Origin of the sequence: Acinetobacter lactucae, from assembly GCF_001605885.1 — a bacterium.
GTDB lineage: Bacteria > Pseudomonadota > Gammaproteobacteria > Pseudomonadales > Moraxellaceae > Acinetobacter > Acinetobacter lactucae.
Genome location: NZ_LRPE01000010.1, coordinates 77,205 through 93,387 on the forward strand (window position 1 = coordinate 77,205; position 16,183 = coordinate 93,387).

The window sequence follows — 16,183 nt, forward strand, 5'->3', positions numbered from 1 at the left end:
ATATGACTCCTGTCGTATCTCACGCTCCTGATGCTTGAACCTATTATTGTTGTTTTGTGTTCCGGAACATCCTGTTCCTGTATGAGTTCATATTAGGAAAAAAGAAGGATGTCGCCAATCCGCAAAATCCCTAAAAGTTTGTAGGTTAAAACGTACATTAAAAATGTGGTGTAGGGCATTTTGTAGTTACAACAGGGGCGAATATAAGGGGCTTACTTTTATACCTAATCATTTAAGATGTTGAGAGGAATAAGAGTTGCTATTGATAACAATATGTTATGTTTAAGTTTGGTTGTAAAAAGAACAATTTTATCGGGAGTAATAAATAAATGACCGTTATGTTGGTAAAACCTCATTTAAGATTTAAAGAGAGCTATAACAACTATATTAATGAATTAGCAGATGAAGATCGTCATCCTTTGACAACGGAGTTTGACCATACAAATTTTGAATCATTTTTGAATAAACTGAGAGATTATGAAAAAGGGGAATTCCTAGAAGAAGGGCATGTTCCCAACATTACATATTGGTTAGTAGAAGGTAATGAAATTATTGGCGCGTCTAACTTGCGACTTAAACTCAATGAACAGATTGAATATTGCGGTGGGCATATTGGTTTAGGTATTCGTCCTTCTAAACGTGGACAGAATTTTGGCTCGAAATTGTTAGAGCTTACAATTCAGGAGGCATGGAAGTTAGGCCTAACGGAGTTACATATACATTGCTATAAATCTAATTTAGCTTCTGCAAAAACCATTCAAGCAAACAATGGTCGTCTTCATTCTGAAATTACTCTCAACCAAGTAGTTCAACGGTATGTGGTGAATAAAACAGTATAAGAATTTTCTTTTAGAGCATTTTTAAATGGCAATAAAAAAAGCCCGACATCCTGTCGAGCTTTTTCGTATTTGGTTGCTAGATATGACTCCTGTCGTATCTCACGATCCTGATGCATGAACCTATTATTGTTGTTTTATGTTCCGGAACATCCTGTTCCTGTATGAGTTCATCATAGAAAAAAAGCAGGGCATCGCCAATCCGCAAAATCCCTAAAAGTTTGTAGGTTAAAACGTACATTCAGAAATGATTTAACTTTTCAAATTGAATATGAATAATAGCCACCTTGTTACTTTAAGAAAAAATCAAATGCGTATTAGAAAATCTTCAAGACTATTAGTGATTAATGAAAATCATAAAATTTTGTTATTTCAATTCACTCATACAAATGATGCTTTGGCCGGACAATCATATTGGGCAACCGTCGGTGGTGGGCTTGAAGAAGGGGAAACCTTCGAGCAAGCAGCTTGCCGAGAGCTTTATGAAGAACTAGGTGTAGTCAGGCAAAACGTAGGTGCTCATGTTGCAACACGCAATTTTGAAATGATGCTACCAAGTGCAGAAGTTGTGATTTCTGAAGAAAGGCTTTTTATTATTTTTATTAAAAATGAAGAAGTGAATACAGCAAACTGGTCAGAACATGAAAAGCTTGTGATTAGTAAAAGTCGTTGGTGGACGTTTGATGAGCTTAGCCAAACCGATGAGATTGTTTATCCAAACAATATCCCTAATATTCTTGCAGATAGCTTGCCTGAAATTTTTAATCCCTAAAATTTCCCAACATTCCGATATAAAAAAAGCCCGACATCCTGTCGAGCTTTTTCGTATTTGGTTGCTAGATATGACTCCTGTCGTATCTCACGATCCTGATGCATGAACCTATTATTGTTGTTTTGTGTTCCGGAACATCCTGTTCCTGTATGAACTCATCATAGGAAAAAAGCGGTAAGTCGCCAATCCGCAAAATCCCTAAAAGTTTGTAGGTTAAAACGTACAAGAGACTATTCGTCTTGAGGTAAAGGCCAAAGAATATCCTTGTTTTGTTTTAATTTTTGATACCAATATTGGCTTATAAGCTCTTTGTCGTCTCTATCGAAATGATAAACAAATATATCTAAAGTTTCGTTTAATTCGAGGTCATAGCGAAACTTAGCTGTAGCTAAATGAGCCTGTATCTCATATAACTGATTAAATATAGGTAGAGAATCCTCATAAGTTAATAATTGAATTTGTTGAAGAAGTTCTTTTATTTGAAGTTCATACGCATCTAAGATTCTTGCAAGATCAATAGTTACATCTCTATAGGTAATGAGTCTTTGCTCAAATTCATCCCATGTATAGTTCATTCTAATAAATGTTCAAAAATTTAATGTAAGCACAGAATAGCTTGATTGATTATAAAATTGCTGAGATTTTACTACGTTTTATAATATCCACTTAAATTTAAAGAAGAAAATAATGATGGCTTTAATAGAAAAAGTGGTTCCTGTGGTATTTAGGGAAATAAATAATAATTTGGAGATTTTAGTATTTAGACATCCCTTAGCAGGAATTCAAATCGTTAAAGGTACTGTGGAACATCAAGAAAAGTTAGAACATGCCGCTTTGCGCGAACTTTATGAAGAATCTGGAATAAAGAATGCTCAAATTCATTCATACCTAGGTAAGCATATTCCTTCAGAGGTAGGGCCTGATTGGCATGTTTTTGTATGTAGTACACATGAGGCTTTAAAAGATAAATGGTCACATTTTTGTGAAGATGATAATGGATTAACTTTCGAGTTTTTCTGGCACTCTTTTTTGAGTCCTCCAACAGAAGAATGGCATCCTCTTTTTAAAGAATTATTTGAATTTATTAAATCTAAATATAAGCTCAACTAACTAAACAACTTAGGCCTCTGTGCCACAACAGACTTTAATCTTTTGCGCTGATTTAAAGTAAAACACCATTGCAACACAGAGATAAAGGGGTCAAGCCAAACGCTTAACCCAGACTACTTTTGTCACACCGCTGCATGACGCTGAAAAAAGTAGGGGCAAAGTCCTGTGGGAGAACAGGGCTTTGCAAACTGACATGTTCTAGGTGCTGCATAAGCTTAGGGGAGTAAGCTTGTTCAAGTCGCTGGTAAATACATTCGCAACTGGTCTTGCTGTGCCCACCCGACAGGCAAATTTTTTCAAACTCCTGCTGAGTGTGGAGGTTGCAACCCGAAACACCCAAACTACCTAGAATGAAACTTAAAGCCAAAATAGGTTTATAAATTGTCATATTATTCTCATAATGATTTATATCTATGAGTAGAATAAGAATATAATTGGTTTAGGGTTTAAAATAATTTTTAGGTAATAATTAATCCTCCCATAAACACAGGAAAATAAAATAATTTAAGTTTTAAAATAAAAATACTTTATAAATTTAAAAAAATAGGCAATAGAAAACCCAAATTTTAAATAAATAAAATGATTAAATTGGATAGGGAATAAATTTGATAAGTATCATGGTCAACTCCTTAAAAAATGGAGTCCTACCACCAGATCACCGTCAATTGATTATGGTGGTAGAACGAAAGAGGGTTGACAGACTGGAAACAAAGGAACCAGCACACACAAAGGTGTCCCCCTTCCGCCCTACCATAGAGAAAAAGGGGGCGAACGAGTTCTCGACACACAAAATAAGAATTTTGCATATCGTCTTTGTTATTCGCGGTCTGTCATAACCGACTGGCAAATGTAGGCCAGCAACGAGATAATAATCGGTGATTTTAATTGCGTCAATTTAATATTTAAAATATTTTTGATTTAATAATAAAACTAAATGTATTTTAAAAATAATAGAATTAATGTTTATATTTAATTAGAAAAAATAAATAATAAAATGAATTGTATGTGCAGTTTTATTAATAATGGAAATTCATCATCTTATAAACAAAAATATTATGGGTGCACCTTTATTCTAAACTTTTAAGAACTTCTTTGGCATCTACATCGCCTGCATCGGCAGCTTGCTGGAACCATTTCTTTGCCAGTTGTAGGTTTTTCGGCGTGCCTTCACCATTTAAATACATCTGGGCCAAGTTGTACTGGGCATCACTTTCGCCATGCTCAGCCGCTTTGGTGTACCACTTAAGCGCTTGCTCATCACTTTGGGTGACGCCGTGACCTTTATTATATAGCTGAGCTAAATTATATTCTGCGGGTGGATAGCCTTGCTCGGCAGCACGACTAAACCATTCAAACGCCTGCACATAATTTTGCGCTGTTCCTTCGCCCCTGTCGTATAACACCCCTAAGTTATATTGCGCTTTGGCATGGCCTTTGTCCGCAGCTTTAGCAAAATAGTCAAAAGCGCGTTTCATGTCTTTTTCCACGCCTGTACCCGTGAAATACATCATTCCTAAACTATATTTTGCCCCCACGCTTCCATTTTGGTCAGCAGCAGTTAACCATTTAAAAGCTTGTTCATAGTTTTTAACAACACCTTGTTCACCAGTTAAAAGCATGATGCCAAGATGATATTGCGCAATCGGTTGTCCTTGCTGTGCACGATATTGAATATCGGCGACACTCGGTTCCGCAAATGCTGAAGAATGAAATGAGAAAATCACGGTAAATATATAAAAAGCAGACTTTTTTATTTTCATATCTCATCCTGAATTTTATTAATTTGAATATTTATTTTTCTTGCTATCTGTTTGATTATGCATGAAAAATATTAAATGTATCTTGGTGGTTTATAGGGCTTTAAAATGATCTGATTTTACAGTTTAAATACCTATTTAATAACAAATTAACCTAAAACAGCATATTTAGACTAGTTACATTTTGAAAATTAGTATAGATAGACAGATTAGTCTTTTTTTAATTAAAATGCGGTCTAAATATAAGTTTGATTGATAATAAAAATGCAGATGAGTGTGTCGAGTATATTGGAGCGTTTAGGCCTTGTTTCACAAAATCGCGCTGTTCATATCCAATTCTCAAATCAGTCTTTAAATCAGCAAGTCTTCTTGCAACGCATTGAGGGCGAACATACCCTCAACAAAGGCAGCGTTGCTGAGTTGCTGTGTCTGTCGACAAACGCGCATATTGCATTAAAACAATTTATTGGTTGTCAGGTTGCTGTCGATCAGGTCACTGACACAGGTCAGTTTTTTAGAACCACGGGCATTATTACCGAAGCGAGCCAAGGTCAAAGCGACGGCTCACTCACCATTTATAATTTAACTTTAAAAGATCCAACTGCACTTTGGCATAAACGCCGTAATAGCCGCGTGTTTATGAACAAAAGCGTGCGAGATATTAGCGAAATTCTGTTTAAAGAATGGCAAGGCAAAAGCCCGTTATTTGCCTCAAGTTTAACGCTCGACACAGCAGGTTTAACGAAAGATTACGATGTGCGTCCATTTGTGATGCAGTCAAATGAAAGCGATTATGACTTTTTAACTCGTCTATGGCGTAGTGAAGGCATTAACTGGCTGGTCGATGAATCTCAGCTTTTTGTTGCAGATCCAAATGCTTCTATTCAGCCACAAGTACTACGTTTAATTGACGATAACCAAAATTATCAGGCGCTTGACCGTCGTAGCCTACGTTATCAACGCAGCAGTGCCACAGAACAGTTCGATACCATTACCCAAGTTAAAGCTGAGCGCCGCTTACAACCGACTTCGGTACATGTACAACGCTGGCAAGCCGATGCCCTACAACAAGAAGAAGGCAGTGGCAGTGTTCAAGGTAAGCAGCAGCACAGTGAACACTATGACAATGCCAGCCTGAACCTTGAAGATGCATGGCACGTCAGCCCCGCTTGGATGCAAGACTTAAACGGTGAAGACCAAGCGACAGCATCGGGCAATAGCCAGATCGAACAGTTAAACCAACACATCAATGCTTATCATCACCTGAGTTCTAAACAGTTTATGGTTTCGGGCAACGTCCGCGATGCACAAGTGGGTTACTGGTTTGAGCTGAATGACCATCCCGAACTCGACCAGCATGACAGTGCTGATAAAGAGTTCTTAATCTTAAGCAAGCACTACTACAACCAGAATAATTTACCGAAAGAATTACAACAGCAACTTGAGCACTTATTACCAAAAGACAAGCTTAAGGCAGCCCAACTCGATAGCCAAAACCCTGAGCAGCGCCACTATGCTGAGCTGAACGTGGTTCGTCGCAACATTAAAGCTGTGCCTGAATATAGCCCACTAGAACACCGACCAGCAGCTTACCCACAGCGCGCTAGAGTGGTGGGGCTGGAAGGTGAAAGCATTCATGTCGACCAGTGGGGACGCATTAAAGTCCGCTTCCTATTTACCCGAGCTGACGACCATAGTCATGACGGTGGAGCGGGAAGTAACGACAATGACACCGACTCCGCTTGGGTCGATGTACTCACCCCATGGGCAGGTGCAGGTTATGGCGCACGCTTCTTGCCACGTGTCGGTGAGATTGTGGTCATCGACTTTTTTGACGGCAATATTGACCGTCCATTTGTGGTGGGACGTATTCACGAAGCTGAACGTCACCCAACCCAGTTCGACCAGAAAGGGCAGCTACCTGACACCAAAAAACTCAGCGGCATCCGCTCCGAAGAAGTCGATGGCAAAGGCTTTAACCAGTTACGTTTTGACGACACTACAGGTCAGATCAGTGCCCAGCTCCAAAGCAGCCATGCGGCTAGCCAACTCAACTTGGGTAACTTAAGCCACCCAAAAGACAAAGCCGAAAGTGATGGTCGAGGTGAGGGTTTCGAGCTACGAACAGACCAGTGGGGTGCAGTTCGAGCAGGCAGTGGCTTACTCATCAGTACCCATAAACAAGACCAAGCTCAAGGTGTACACCTAGACGCGGCTGAGGCTAAACAGCAAATCGAAGGAGGCCTTAGCAATGCCAAGGCACTCAGTGAAGTTGCTAAAAATCAGCAAACTGACCCATTAGAAAATTTAGAAAACCTAAAATCCTTTATTGAAAAACTTGAACAGCAAGACAACGCAAAAGCCAAAACCTTTAAAGAGGCGATTATGTTGTTGGCGAGCCCAAATAGCATCGCGCTGAGCAGTAACGAAGACATTCACTTAAGTGCAGATGGGCAGCTCAACCAAACTGCCGGAGACAGCATCAACCTATCTACCCAAAAGAACTTGATTGCACATGCCCAAAACAAGATCAGCCTTTTTGCCGCGCAAGAAGGGGCGAGACTCTATGCAGGTAAAGGCAAAGTTGAAATACAAGCACAAGGTGACGGAGCAGATTTAATAGCCCGAAAAGCTGTTCAGATTATTTCAGCAGAAGACAAAATTGAGGCCACAGCAGCGAAAGAAATTGTACTCACCGCAGGCGGCTCTCAAGTCAAAATTACTGGTTCAGGCATTTTTATGACTACTGGTGGCAAGTTTGAGGTGAAGGCTGGGCAGCATTTGTTTATGGGAGGCGGGAGTGCGAATGCTAATGTTCCTGCGTTACCTGTATTAGGTGAGATTAATAAATATAACTTGAGATATTTTTTGCAAGATAAAGATGGCAATAACTTTGCAAATCACAAATATATCGCTTTCTTACCTAATGGGGATATTGTAGAAGGTCGTACGGATGAAAAGGGATATACAGATCTATTTAAATCCTACCAACCGGAAGAGATATCACTTCATTTATTTAAAGATGAAAAAATTGATATAGAGTAAAAATAATAATGGCAAAGTATTATCCGTATGTTGTTTTGGAAACAAATGTAAAACCTAGCTTATTAAAGTATAGGTTGTACGTTTACAATACTGTAAAAAATAAAGCAGAAACTTCGATACTTTTTACGAGTAATGAATTCAAAAAAGTAGGAAATAATCTTTATCAAACAAGATCTGCTGAGATAGATGGAAGTAAGTTAGGTATTGAAGGTATAAGAGATTGTGTAATTATTATTGACTTATATAGATTAAGTATCAGTGGAAAAGAAGCTTTAGTATTAAGTAATTATATTGTGCCAGATAAGGTTGAATCTTATACTTCCGCAAATTTTAGCCAGAATAATAATATAAGTAAGTTACAGTATAATGAAGCTAATTATGTGACTAAAGTCATCAAAGACAATAATTCGAAAAACACATTCCAGCTCAATTTGAGTAGAGAAAGAATTTTTCAATGTATAGATCCGGGCTGTAAGCCTGGAGAAGCTAAGGATCCATTTTCAAAGATACAGATTGAAGCAGGTTTACAGGCCCGTTTAAATGAACCATTACCTGACCAATCTTATGCTTCTTTATGTGGTCCTGCTGCATATTTTTTCTGCCTTATTAATTTAAGCCCTACTAAATATAAACTAGCAGTAAAACAACTTTGGGAGAAGGGACTTACAAAAATTGGTAATTTAGAGATTAAGCCATCCTTAAGTGGGTGTCGGCGAGTAAAGAATTTTTATGATGGTGAATTACCTAAAATTCCACCAATTGATTGGATAACTTTAGCTAGCTTAAGAGAATCTGAGAATAAAGCATTCCAATTAAAAGATCCTAGTCAAGAAGTTGCAGGTATCACCGCTTGGTGGGAAATGGAAAGTTGGTTTAAAAGTTCAGGGTTTAAAATTCTAAAGACTTTTCCATTTTATATAACTGGCTATAATCCTACTTTAATTGGTGAGATTAATAAGTATGCTGGTCCAGATTATTATATAGTTACTTTGATATCCGCAAGCTTATTAAATAGTGGTTCAAGTTCAGGAACACAAAGTCTACCAGACCACTGGATTGTTTGGACAGATAAGTTAAAACAACCTGATGGAAAAGCTATAACTTCTTCAACGGACCCCTATAAAACTGATGTAAAACTCAAAGCATTCTCATGGGGAGTAAACACTCAAGTGATTAAGTCAAAATTATCATTGTATAATTTTGAAAAAAAAGTTTTTTTTGCGATGATTATTAAAAAGGAAATTTTTTAATGAATAAGTCTTTTATATTTTTATTTCTTACTATTGTACTTTCTGGGTGTGGTAAGAAGGATTATCCAGTTGAGCCTAATCAAATCCCTGCAGGTACAGTGGGTAAGTTATATAATCAAAAAATAGATGTAAGTGGAGGTGTGGTTATACCTTATACTGTACAAATAACTACAGATTTTAAAGAGGATATGGGAGTTGTTGTTAAACCAATAAATCAAGATGTTTCTGATGCATATAATCATTTAGTTATTTATGGGGTTCCAAAATATAGTGGTGATTTTAAAATTAAAATCTCTGGTGGAATATATGGTAGTGGCGATGGAAAATTTACAAAGGAATATACTTACAAGGTTAATTCTAAATAAAATATTTCAAAGATTTATAAATAATTTATGAGAAATTTTTTAATTATTTTATCCATTTTATTGTCAGGTTGTAGTCCTTTAGCCAAAAATGAGAAAGAAAATTTTAAGGATATAGCCCTTAAGAACTTAACTTATTCTCATATGGATGGTATGAGTGGTGATATTTTTAAATTTAATTTAGACATAACTGATGATTTAAAAAATATTTATCAAGACGGAAATTATAAATATTCACATTTTAAGTGCAATAATATTAAAAATTATCTTATTGTAGGTGCTATCTCAGTCGAAGGAGAAAAATTAAAGAATGGAAAACATATTTTGTCTGGATACTTCAAAGTTTGCGAAGATGAATCAATGAATGTATGTATCGATAAGAATCAATTGGAAAAATTATTAACTAACAATATGTCTTGTAGAGTGATTTTTGGGGGCTTACTACAAAGTAGTAAAGTTGTAGCAGATGATATTTTAATATCAAAAGAGACTATAAGAAAATCCATTTTTAAATAGAATATTTAAATGAAAAAAATTCTTTACTTATCCGGGCTAATTTTTTTAACTGGATGTAGTGAAGAAATTTCACATTTCACAATAGATCATATCCTGAAAAGTAATGAAAAGTTAAATTTTTCTATTAATTTTAAAAATAATGAGGTTCTAGATAAAGTAAAAGAATCTTCATCAAAAAAAATTGTTTGCAAAAATACTGCTAATAACAATCAAATATTGGATGCTTATATAGATAAAATTGAAAATAACAAAATTGATGTATCTGTAGAATTCTGCTCAAATAGTGATAATAGAAGCTGTGAACCTATAGATATAAGTTCAGTTAAAAAAATTAACTTAGAATGCCAAGCAATTTTTTCTACAATGATTGGTAATGTCTCTAAATCGGAAAAATTTCCAATTGTATGGGAAGAAAAATAATTTGATTAAGACTATGAAATTTTTCTGGATAGTTTGCGTAATTCCATTTTTACTTACAGGCGGATGTCGGGATAAATATACGGTTGAACCTGAAAGTCTTCCAGTTGCTTACGTAGGGCAAACATATACCCAGCAATTAAAAATTACAGGTGGTAAAGTCTCTGAGCAACATTTTGAATTAACCTCTAATATTCCAGAAAATCATGGAGTTAAGATTGCTCCAGTAGATGATATAGATGGATACAATCATATAAAAATAGAGGGTATTCCTAAATATAAAGGAAGATACAAAATTGTAGTGAATGCATATTTTTATGGGCGAGGCGATGACAAGCTAAATAAAACCTATGAATTTATAGTTAAAGAATAAAAGATATTTTTAATAAGAAGTAGATATGAAAAAGAATTTATTAATTACCATACTAATTTTACTTTTCATCATTCAGTCCTTATTAAACTATTACTTTTGGAAGCTTGCAAAAACACCAGAAATTCATGTTCTAGAAAAACCTTTGCGGATAGCATCAAATTTTGATAACTATGCATCATATACAATCCTTCCAGCAGGAACAGTTTTATATGATGATAGTGATTCTTTAAATAGAAGAGTTATGGTTTATTTTAACTTACAAGGTGTAGACTTTAAGTTTGAAGAACAAGATCCAGAAATATCTAAGCAACCAAGTGAAGTACGCTCCATTAGAAGTACAGAGCTAAATGATATTTTAAAAACTATTCCTTTAACCAAGAAAGATATTTATTTAATCATTAAATATGATGACAGTATCAATGATTCTGTACGCTCTATTTTATTTAAAAAATACAAAATTGATCCTTCAGAGTATGAAAAATAATTTTGCACCCAAAAAGTATAAATTTCAAAAAGTAGAACAAGCGTAATTGATTACGCTTGTTCTTTCCTAACAAACAATTTTAAGCAGCTTGAATTGCTTCACCACAAAGAGAGACAGTTTCTTGCTTATGCTGGTGTAAGTACCAAAACTGCTCCGCAATGGTTTCTGGATGTACTGTGTAGGTCTTATCTTGTGCGCCTGCTGTTCCATCTACGAAGCCATTCACAATCACTTGGCTTACGTAAACATTTGAGTCAGCAAGACTATGAGCAAGTAAATTAGTGGTTTTATATTGAGCGGCAGCGGCAATTGCTAAAGATGAATATTCTTTGGCAACTAAATCTATTCCCACTGCATCGAATGCAAAAATTCCATTGGTTGATAAAATACTACCGTTATTCTTTTCTAAATCACGTAGGCAAGCTTGTACCGTAGCAATATAGCTTGAAACGCGAATATGAAAGCTTTTGGTAAGCTCTAGTGGAGGGGTTTTTAATATGTTGCCTTCAATATCATGGAAAGCATTCCAATGAATATTTTTAATCTCTCCGAATTGATCTTTAATACGTTTAATAAGATTTGGTATATCTTCAAGAACTGCTAAATCACATGTAAAAGCGTAAGCTTCAATACCTTGTGTTTTAAGTTCTAAAATGGCTTTTCCGAGTTTTTCAGCATTACGTGCCACTAAACCGATTTTATAGCCTTCTTTACCAAACTTATGTGCCACGGCTTTGGAAATACCTGTTCCATAACCAAAAATTATAATATTGTTGTTCATTATAAAGTTCCAAAAAACCAATCATTTGGTTAGGAATAGTTTATAATATGTTTTTATAATGTATTCAAGCGCAAAAGTTATCTCTAAGAATAGTGCCCAAAGAATAAAAATGCTTAAAAGCGGGGATTAGGGAGTCAACTTTACATGAGTTATTCGGCTAAACATGCGCTGTTGAAAGAATTATTAATTTGACTTCTCTATCTTCCTGTCATAAATTAATTGGAACGATCGTTCCTGTTAAGTGTATTTATGCGAACCAAAGAATTTGAAACTGATGAAATTGCTGATGCTGCAATGCAAGTTTTTTGGCGTCGTGGTTATGCTGCAACTTCAGTGCAAGATTTGGTTGACGGTACGAGACTATCAAGAAGTAGCCTTTACAGCACCTTTCAAAACAAACAGGGTCTTTATCAAAAAGCGTTACAGCGTTATGAGCTTTTAACCACGCTTAACAATGTGAAGCTATTGTCTGGTTCAGGTTCTTCGAAAGCACTTATTCGACAATTACTTCTTAATATTGTTGAAGATGAGCTAAGTGATCCAGAACACAAAGGCTGTCTCGTTGCAAATGCTTGTTTGGAACTGGCTGGACATGATGAAGATGTCTCTCAATTCGTTGCAAGTAACCTACAGAAACTTCAACATGCTTTAGAGAGTTTGTTAATTAAAGCTCAACAATCTGGTGAAATTTCTTCTACCCAAAATCCACGCGCATTAGCAAGTTTCTTTCTAAACACCATGCAAGGTTTACGTGTTTTAGGGAAAGGCAGCCCACTTGAACAAAGAAAGCAATGTTTAATGGATGTGGTCGAGGTTGCTTTAAACGTTTTATAAAACTCATTTAAACCTTAACTATGGTTGAGCTGAATAGTTAAGGTTTTTATTTAACTTAAATTGGAATGATCATTCCATAATGATGACTTTAGTTCACATGGGGAACAAATGTCTTCCCATCCTAACCTGATAAAACAAACATATAGCGATGCAGAGCAGAGTAAGTACGCTGTAAAAGAATTTGAGAGTAAAGCTTTATGAATACTAAGAGTAATGAAACATCTCATCAGTTAACTGATGAATTCTCTACTCAATTACCAATTTGGAAACTATTGGCTTTTACAGTTGCAGGCTTTCTGACCATCATGACAGAAACCATGCCAGCAGGGCTTTTGCCCCAAATCAGTCAAGGCTTACATATTTCAGAAGCTTATGCAGGGCAGTTTATAGCAGCGTATGCCTTAGGTTCTGTTTTAGCAGCAATACCGCTGATTAGCCTTACCCGTAGTTGGAATCGGAGACCCTTATTACTCAGTGCTATTGCAGGGTTACTTTTATTTAACGCGATTACTGCCTTATCAAATGACTATACTCTGACTTTAATTGCTCGTTTTATTGCAGGGATGGCAGCGGGTGTTATTTGGGGGCTTTTAGCGGGTTATGTAAGACGCATGGTCTCTGCATCGTATCAGGGACGAGCTTTAGCAATCGCTGGGGTTGGGCAACCGATAGCTTTATCAATAGGAGTTCCTTTGGGTGCGTGGTTGGGAACATTGTTTGAATGGCGTGGCGTGTTTTGGATCATGTCTTTATTGGCATTGATTTTATTTGTCTGGATTCGTTTTAGCATTCCTGATTTTGTAGGGCAGTCAGCGCAAAAAAGGTTACCCATTTTAAAAGTTCTTTTAATGCCGGGCATTAGAGCTGTTTTAGCAGTCGTCTTTCTTTGGATATTGGCACATAGCATTCTCTATACTTATATTTCACCCTTTTTGGTCTCGACAGGGCAGACATACAACGTTGAGACTATCCTGTTTATATTCGGCATTTCTTCAATTGTAGGCATTCTCATTACAGGGATGTTTATTGATCGTTCATTAAGAAAAATAACGCTTTTAAGCTTATTTATCTTTGCTATCGCAACAGTGCTGTTAGGTGTTTATAGTTATTCAAGTTTTGTTGTATTGGTGGGTGTTGTGTTATGGGGAGTCACTTTTGGTGGGGCACCCACACTATTACAAACAGCTCTGGCAAATACTGCGGGTCACGAAGCAGATGTGGCGCAGTCTATGTTGGTCACGGTATTTAACTTTGCTATCGCATTCGGTGGAATGGTTGGTGGTGGATTGCTTGAAAGTTTTGGGGCAGCCTATTTTCCGTGGTTCATGCTGGCTTTTGCCCTGATTGCGTTATGTACTGTTTACCATGCCCGTAAACATGATTTTATTTCTTCATAAAAGATTTTTGCCCTTCATGGTTAAAAAGTGAAGGGTAACTTAATTTTTATAGCTTGATGTACTGTCGCTCAAAATAATTAATGACTTGGTAAAATAAACCGAAAAACACAAATAAAGTGGAATTTAAATATAACTAATTATAGGTAAATGGGAATAATTTCTTTTAAATTTGTATAATGACGTAAAAATTCCCAAAAATATTAAAAATTAGCTTTTCTTAGAAAAACAATCCCGCAGGGTGCTGGCTAAACTATATCTCAAGGGTGTGATAGGGATCGAAAAGAGTAGCATGCACCAAAACGTATAACGTTAGTGTGTACTCACCCAAAAGGTCTCGATTCGGCTTAGGACGCTATAGATCAAAAGTTTATAGGCAAAAGGTTCTAACTTACAAAGTTATAATTGTTGAAGTAAACCATAGATGGTTTCCCTTGACACCCTAAAAAATTCTCTATAATAAAAATAATAATTTGCAAAAATATAATATATTAATAAGCCTTATCTTTCTGCGCTACCTCCTGACATTCAAATCTCATCATATGAAGCCTGTGATGTCTGTCTCTCGAAAAATAGTACCAGCGACTTTACAGATTTTAGGTTAGAGCGCTATTTTTATTTACGATGTGATCAGCCAAAATTGTTTATATAATAACCTTGTTATCATAATAACGAGCTGAATAATATGGAGAATAAAAATCAATTTCGGCAGTGCGCCGTTTGTGGGAAAAATTTTCCTTTAAAAGATCTGGTGTCTGGTGAAGTCATTCGTAATGTGATCAGTGACGAAATTTTAAAAGACTATCCAGATTGGAATTACTTAAGCTTTATTTGTCGGGCCGATCTGGCAGATTATCGAATTAAATATGTGCAGTCGCTATTACGCTCGGAAAAGGGTGAATTATCTAATTTAGAAAATGAAGTCATTGGCAGTATGCAACGCCACGAGCTAATTAGCCGAAATACCGAATCAGATTTTGATCAAAATTGGACATTTGGAGAAAAGCTAGCAGATAAGATCGCAACCTTTGGTGGTAGTTGGGCTTTCCTGATTTGTTTTGCTTTATTTTTGACAGGTTGGATTATTCTAAACACGGTGGTGATGGTCGTACGTCCTGTTGACCCTTATCCCTTTATTTTGCTGAATTTAGTGTTGTCATGTTTAGCTGCAATTCAAGCGCCTATTATTATGATGAGCCAAAATCGCCAAGAAGCTAAAGATCGGCTGCGTTCCCAACATGACTATCAAATTAATTTAAAAGCTGAGCTTGAAATTCGCCATTTGCATGAAAAAATGGATCACCTTTTGTCGCATCAGTGGGAAAGGCTTGCACATATTCAAGAAATTCAGCTTGATCTTTTGGCTGAAATGAATAAAAAACGATAAAGTTTTTCCGAGTTTCACGTGGAACATGAGTAGAGCGCTATAGATTATTTTGCGGTAGGTCCGAAATTTCTTTATGATTTGACGCCATGCTCCATTGCTGTTTCTACGACCATGCCTTTAAACGACAATTTTGTTTACGCTCCGCCACAAGATCCGCTTTCAATTTTATTTGAAGATGACGATTTAATTGTGGTTGATAAACCTGCTGGCCTGTTGTCGGTCATGGGTCGTTTACCTAAACATCATGACAGCGCTTATTTACGGGTGCTGGAAAAGTTCCCTTTGGCTAAGGTCACTCATCGTTTAGATATGGCGACATCAGGCTTACTTATGTTTGCTAAACATCGTGATGCAGAAGTTGCGGTAAGTAAAATGTTTCAGGCCAGAACAGTCAAAAAACATTATATTGCTTTGGTACAAGGCCAAGTCGCAGAAGAGGGCAGCGTTGAAGTTCCACTCATTACCGACTGGGAAAATCGTCCAAGACAAATTGTACATTTTGAGTTAGGCAAACATGCCAAAACCTTATTTCAGCCTTTGGTTTATGATGAAAATACTGATCAAAGTCGAGTATTACTTGAACCGGTAACAGGGCGTTCGCATCAGCTACGCGTCCACATGATGCATATTGGTCATCCGATTATGGGTGATAAGCTTTATCATCCTGAGCCTAAACGTTTTCACTTAAACCGAATGGCCTTACATGCTGCATATTTGGCTTTCCAGCATCCATTAAATGGAACGGATGTGGCGATTGAATCACAGGTGCCTTTTTAAAATTTATATACAATTAAAAATTTAATTTGATGCAATTGGGAACGGAATATATACCCAAACTGCAATAAAAGTCGGGTATTCTGGATGT

General features: G+C 36.4%; 18 protein-coding genes. 14 read left to right on the top strand and 4 right to left on the bottom strand.

Annotated features, from left to right (window positions below; translation table 11 throughout):
• Window positions 1-329: 329 nt before the first annotated feature.
• Both AWW73_RS04990 and AWW73_RS04995 read left to right on the top strand, forming a co-directional pair.
• Window positions 330-839, top strand: a complete 510-nt coding sequence (locus tag AWW73_RS04990) for a GNAT family N-acetyltransferase (protein ID WP_062848947.1) — start codon at window positions 330-332, stop codon at window positions 837-839.
• Window positions 840-1,107: 268 nt separating this feature from the next.
• The gene (locus AWW73_RS04995; RefSeq protein ID WP_062848948.1) at window positions 1,108-1,608 is read left to right on the top strand and encodes an NUDIX hydrolase; all 501 of its coding nucleotides are present in this window, start codon (window positions 1,108-1,110) and stop codon (window positions 1,606-1,608) included.
• A 230-nt stretch (window positions 1,609-1,838) separates the two neighbouring features.
• Here AWW73_RS04995 and AWW73_RS05000 read toward each other — a convergent pair whose 3' ends face one another.
• Window positions 1,839-2,183 (bottom strand): hypothetical protein, encoded by a 345-nt coding sequence (locus AWW73_RS05000; RefSeq protein WP_062848949.1) that lies wholly within the window; start codon window positions 2,181-2,183, stop codon window positions 1,839-1,841.
• Between the two features lie 115 nt (window positions 2,184-2,298).
• Here AWW73_RS05000 and AWW73_RS05005 point away from each other — a divergent pair, with 115 nt between their 5' ends.
• Window positions 2,299-2,718, top strand: a complete 420-nt coding sequence (locus AWW73_RS05005) for an NUDIX hydrolase (protein ID WP_062849000.1) — start codon at window positions 2,299-2,301, stop codon at window positions 2,716-2,718.
• Window positions 2,719-2,821: 103 nt separating this feature from the next.
• Here AWW73_RS05005 and AWW73_RS05010 read toward each other — a convergent pair whose 3' ends face one another.
• Both AWW73_RS05010 and AWW73_RS05015 read right to left on the bottom strand, forming a co-directional pair.
• On the bottom strand, window positions 2,822-3,106 hold the full coding sequence (locus AWW73_RS05010; protein ID WP_062848950.1) for a hypothetical protein: 285 nt from the start codon (window positions 3,104-3,106) through the stop codon (window positions 2,822-2,824).
• A 679-nt stretch (window positions 3,107-3,785) separates the two neighbouring features.
• The gene (locus tag AWW73_RS05015) at window positions 3,786-4,478 is read right to left on the bottom strand and encodes a tetratricopeptide repeat protein (protein ID WP_062848951.1); all 693 of its coding nucleotides are present in this window, start codon (window positions 4,476-4,478) and stop codon (window positions 3,786-3,788) included.
• Between the two features lie 261 nt (window positions 4,479-4,739).
• Here AWW73_RS05015 and AWW73_RS05020 point away from each other — a divergent pair, with 261 nt between their 5' ends.
• Genes AWW73_RS05020 through AWW73_RS05050 form a run of 7 tightly spaced genes read left to right on the top strand, consistent with a single transcriptional unit; the run spans window position 4,740 to window position 10,922 of the window.
• Entirely contained in the window at window positions 4,740-7,520 is a 2,781-nt protein-coding gene (locus AWW73_RS05020; RefSeq protein WP_062848952.1) for a DUF2345 domain-containing protein, read from the top strand.
• 8 nt (window positions 7,521-7,528) lie between these two features.
• Window positions 7,529-8,770 carry a hypothetical protein gene (locus AWW73_RS05025; RefSeq protein WP_062848953.1) on the top strand — a complete coding sequence of 414 codons (1,242 nt, stop codon included), beginning with the start codon at window positions 7,529-7,531 and terminating at the stop codon, window positions 8,768-8,770.
• Window positions 8,770-9,135 (top strand): lipoprotein, encoded by a 366-nt coding sequence (locus AWW73_RS05030; RefSeq protein ID WP_032064048.1) that lies wholly within the window; start codon window positions 8,770-8,772, stop codon window positions 9,133-9,135. Before AWW73_RS05025 ends, AWW73_RS05030 begins: the two co-directional genes overlap by 1 nt.
• 27 nt (window positions 9,136-9,162) lie before the next feature.
• Window positions 9,163-9,648: a hypothetical protein gene (locus AWW73_RS05035; protein WP_062848954.1), complete on the top strand. Its 486-nt coding sequence runs from the start codon at window positions 9,163-9,165 to the stop codon at window positions 9,646-9,648.
• Between the two features lie 9 nt (window positions 9,649-9,657).
• Window positions 9,658-10,068, top strand: a complete 411-nt coding sequence (locus AWW73_RS05040) for a hypothetical protein (RefSeq protein ID WP_062848955.1) — start codon at window positions 9,658-9,660, stop codon at window positions 10,066-10,068.
• Between the two features lie 13 nt (window positions 10,069-10,081).
• Window positions 10,082-10,438 carry a hypothetical protein gene (locus AWW73_RS05045; RefSeq protein ID WP_062848956.1) on the top strand — a complete coding sequence of 119 codons (357 nt, stop codon included), beginning with the start codon at window positions 10,082-10,084 and terminating at the stop codon, window positions 10,436-10,438.
• A 25-nt stretch (window positions 10,439-10,463) separates the two neighbouring features.
• Window positions 10,464-10,922 (top strand): hypothetical protein, encoded by a 459-nt coding sequence (locus tag AWW73_RS05050; protein ID WP_062848957.1) that lies wholly within the window; start codon window positions 10,464-10,466, stop codon window positions 10,920-10,922.
• 79 nt (window positions 10,923-11,001) lie between these two features.
• On the opposite strand, the gene AWW73_RS05055 is transcribed toward AWW73_RS05050, so the two are convergent.
• Window positions 11,002-11,703, bottom strand: coding sequence for an SDR family NAD(P)-dependent oxidoreductase (locus tag AWW73_RS05055; RefSeq protein WP_062848958.1), 702 nt, complete (start codon window positions 11,701-11,703; stop codon window positions 11,002-11,004).
• A 249-nt stretch (window positions 11,704-11,952) separates the two neighbouring features.
• Here AWW73_RS05055 and AWW73_RS05060 point away from each other — a divergent pair, with 249 nt between their 5' ends.
• The 4 genes from AWW73_RS05060 (at window position 11,953) to AWW73_RS05075 (ending at window position 16,095) form a co-directional block, all read left to right on the top strand.
• Window positions 11,953-12,537 carry a TetR/AcrR family transcriptional regulator gene (locus AWW73_RS05060; RefSeq protein ID WP_062848959.1) on the top strand — a complete coding sequence of 195 codons (585 nt, stop codon included), beginning with the start codon at window positions 11,953-11,955 and terminating at the stop codon, window positions 12,535-12,537.
• A 197-nt stretch (window positions 12,538-12,734) separates the two neighbouring features.
• Window positions 12,735-13,934 carry an MFS transporter gene (locus tag AWW73_RS05065; RefSeq protein WP_062848960.1) on the top strand — a complete coding sequence of 400 codons (1,200 nt, stop codon included), beginning with the start codon at window positions 12,735-12,737 and terminating at the stop codon, window positions 13,932-13,934.
• Between the two features lie 682 nt (window positions 13,935-14,616).
• A complete protein-coding gene (locus tag AWW73_RS05070) occupies window positions 14,617-15,318 on the top strand; it encodes a DUF1003 domain-containing protein (protein WP_062848961.1) in 702 nt (233 codons plus the stop codon).
• A 111-nt stretch (window positions 15,319-15,429) separates the two neighbouring features.
• Window positions 15,430-16,095 (top strand): RluA family pseudouridine synthase, encoded by a 666-nt coding sequence (locus tag AWW73_RS05075; protein ID WP_062848962.1) that lies wholly within the window; start codon window positions 15,430-15,432, stop codon window positions 16,093-16,095.
• Window positions 16,096-16,183 lie beyond the last annotated feature (88 nt).

Excerpts from the sequence above, each read along its gene's own strand:
- AWW73_RS04990 (WP_062848947.1), top strand. The coding sequence starts at position 330 with ATGACCGTTATGTTGGTAAAACCTCATTTAAGATTTAAAGAGAGCTAT.
- AWW73_RS04995 (WP_062848948.1), top strand. The coding sequence starts at position 1,108 with ATGAATAATAGCCACCTTGTTACTTTAAGAAAAAATCAAATGCGTATT.
- AWW73_RS05000 (WP_062848949.1), bottom strand. The coding sequence starts at position 2,183 with ATGAACTATACATGGGATGAATTTGAGCAAAGACTCATTACCTATAGA.
- AWW73_RS05005 (WP_062849000.1), top strand. The coding sequence starts at position 2,299 with ATGGCTTTAATAGAAAAAGTGGTTCCTGTGGTATTTAGGGAAATAAAT.
- AWW73_RS05010 (WP_062848950.1), bottom strand. The coding sequence starts at position 3,106 with ATGACAATTTATAAACCTATTTTGGCTTTAAGTTTCATTCTAGGTAGT.
- AWW73_RS05015 (WP_062848951.1), bottom strand. The coding sequence starts at position 4,478 with ATGAAAATAAAAAAGTCTGCTTTTTATATATTTACCGTGATTTTCTCA.
- AWW73_RS05020 (WP_062848952.1), top strand. The coding sequence starts at position 4,740 with ATGCAGATGAGTGTGTCGAGTATATTGGAGCGTTTAGGCCTTGTTTCA.
- AWW73_RS05025 (WP_062848953.1), top strand. The coding sequence starts at position 7,529 with ATGGCAAAGTATTATCCGTATGTTGTTTTGGAAACAAATGTAAAACCT.
- AWW73_RS05030 (WP_032064048.1), top strand. The coding sequence starts at position 8,770 with ATGAATAAGTCTTTTATATTTTTATTTCTTACTATTGTACTTTCTGGG.
- AWW73_RS05035 (WP_062848954.1), top strand. The coding sequence starts at position 9,163 with ATGAGAAATTTTTTAATTATTTTATCCATTTTATTGTCAGGTTGTAGT.
- AWW73_RS05040 (WP_062848955.1), top strand. The coding sequence starts at position 9,658 with ATGAAAAAAATTCTTTACTTATCCGGGCTAATTTTTTTAACTGGATGT.
- AWW73_RS05045 (WP_062848956.1), top strand. The coding sequence starts at position 10,082 with ATGAAATTTTTCTGGATAGTTTGCGTAATTCCATTTTTACTTACAGGC.
- AWW73_RS05050 (WP_062848957.1), top strand. The coding sequence starts at position 10,464 with ATGAAAAAGAATTTATTAATTACCATACTAATTTTACTTTTCATCATT.
- AWW73_RS05055 (WP_062848958.1), bottom strand. The coding sequence starts at position 11,703 with ATGAACAACAATATTATAATTTTTGGTTATGGAACAGGTATTTCCAAA.
- AWW73_RS05060 (WP_062848959.1), top strand. The coding sequence starts at position 11,953 with ATGCGAACCAAAGAATTTGAAACTGATGAAATTGCTGATGCTGCAATG.
- AWW73_RS05065 (WP_062848960.1), top strand. The coding sequence starts at position 12,735 with ATGAATACTAAGAGTAATGAAACATCTCATCAGTTAACTGATGAATTC.
- AWW73_RS05070 (WP_062848961.1), top strand. The coding sequence starts at position 14,617 with ATGGAGAATAAAAATCAATTTCGGCAGTGCGCCGTTTGTGGGAAAAAT.
- AWW73_RS05075 (WP_062848962.1), top strand. The coding sequence starts at position 15,430 with ATGCCTTTAAACGACAATTTTGTTTACGCTCCGCCACAAGATCCGCTT.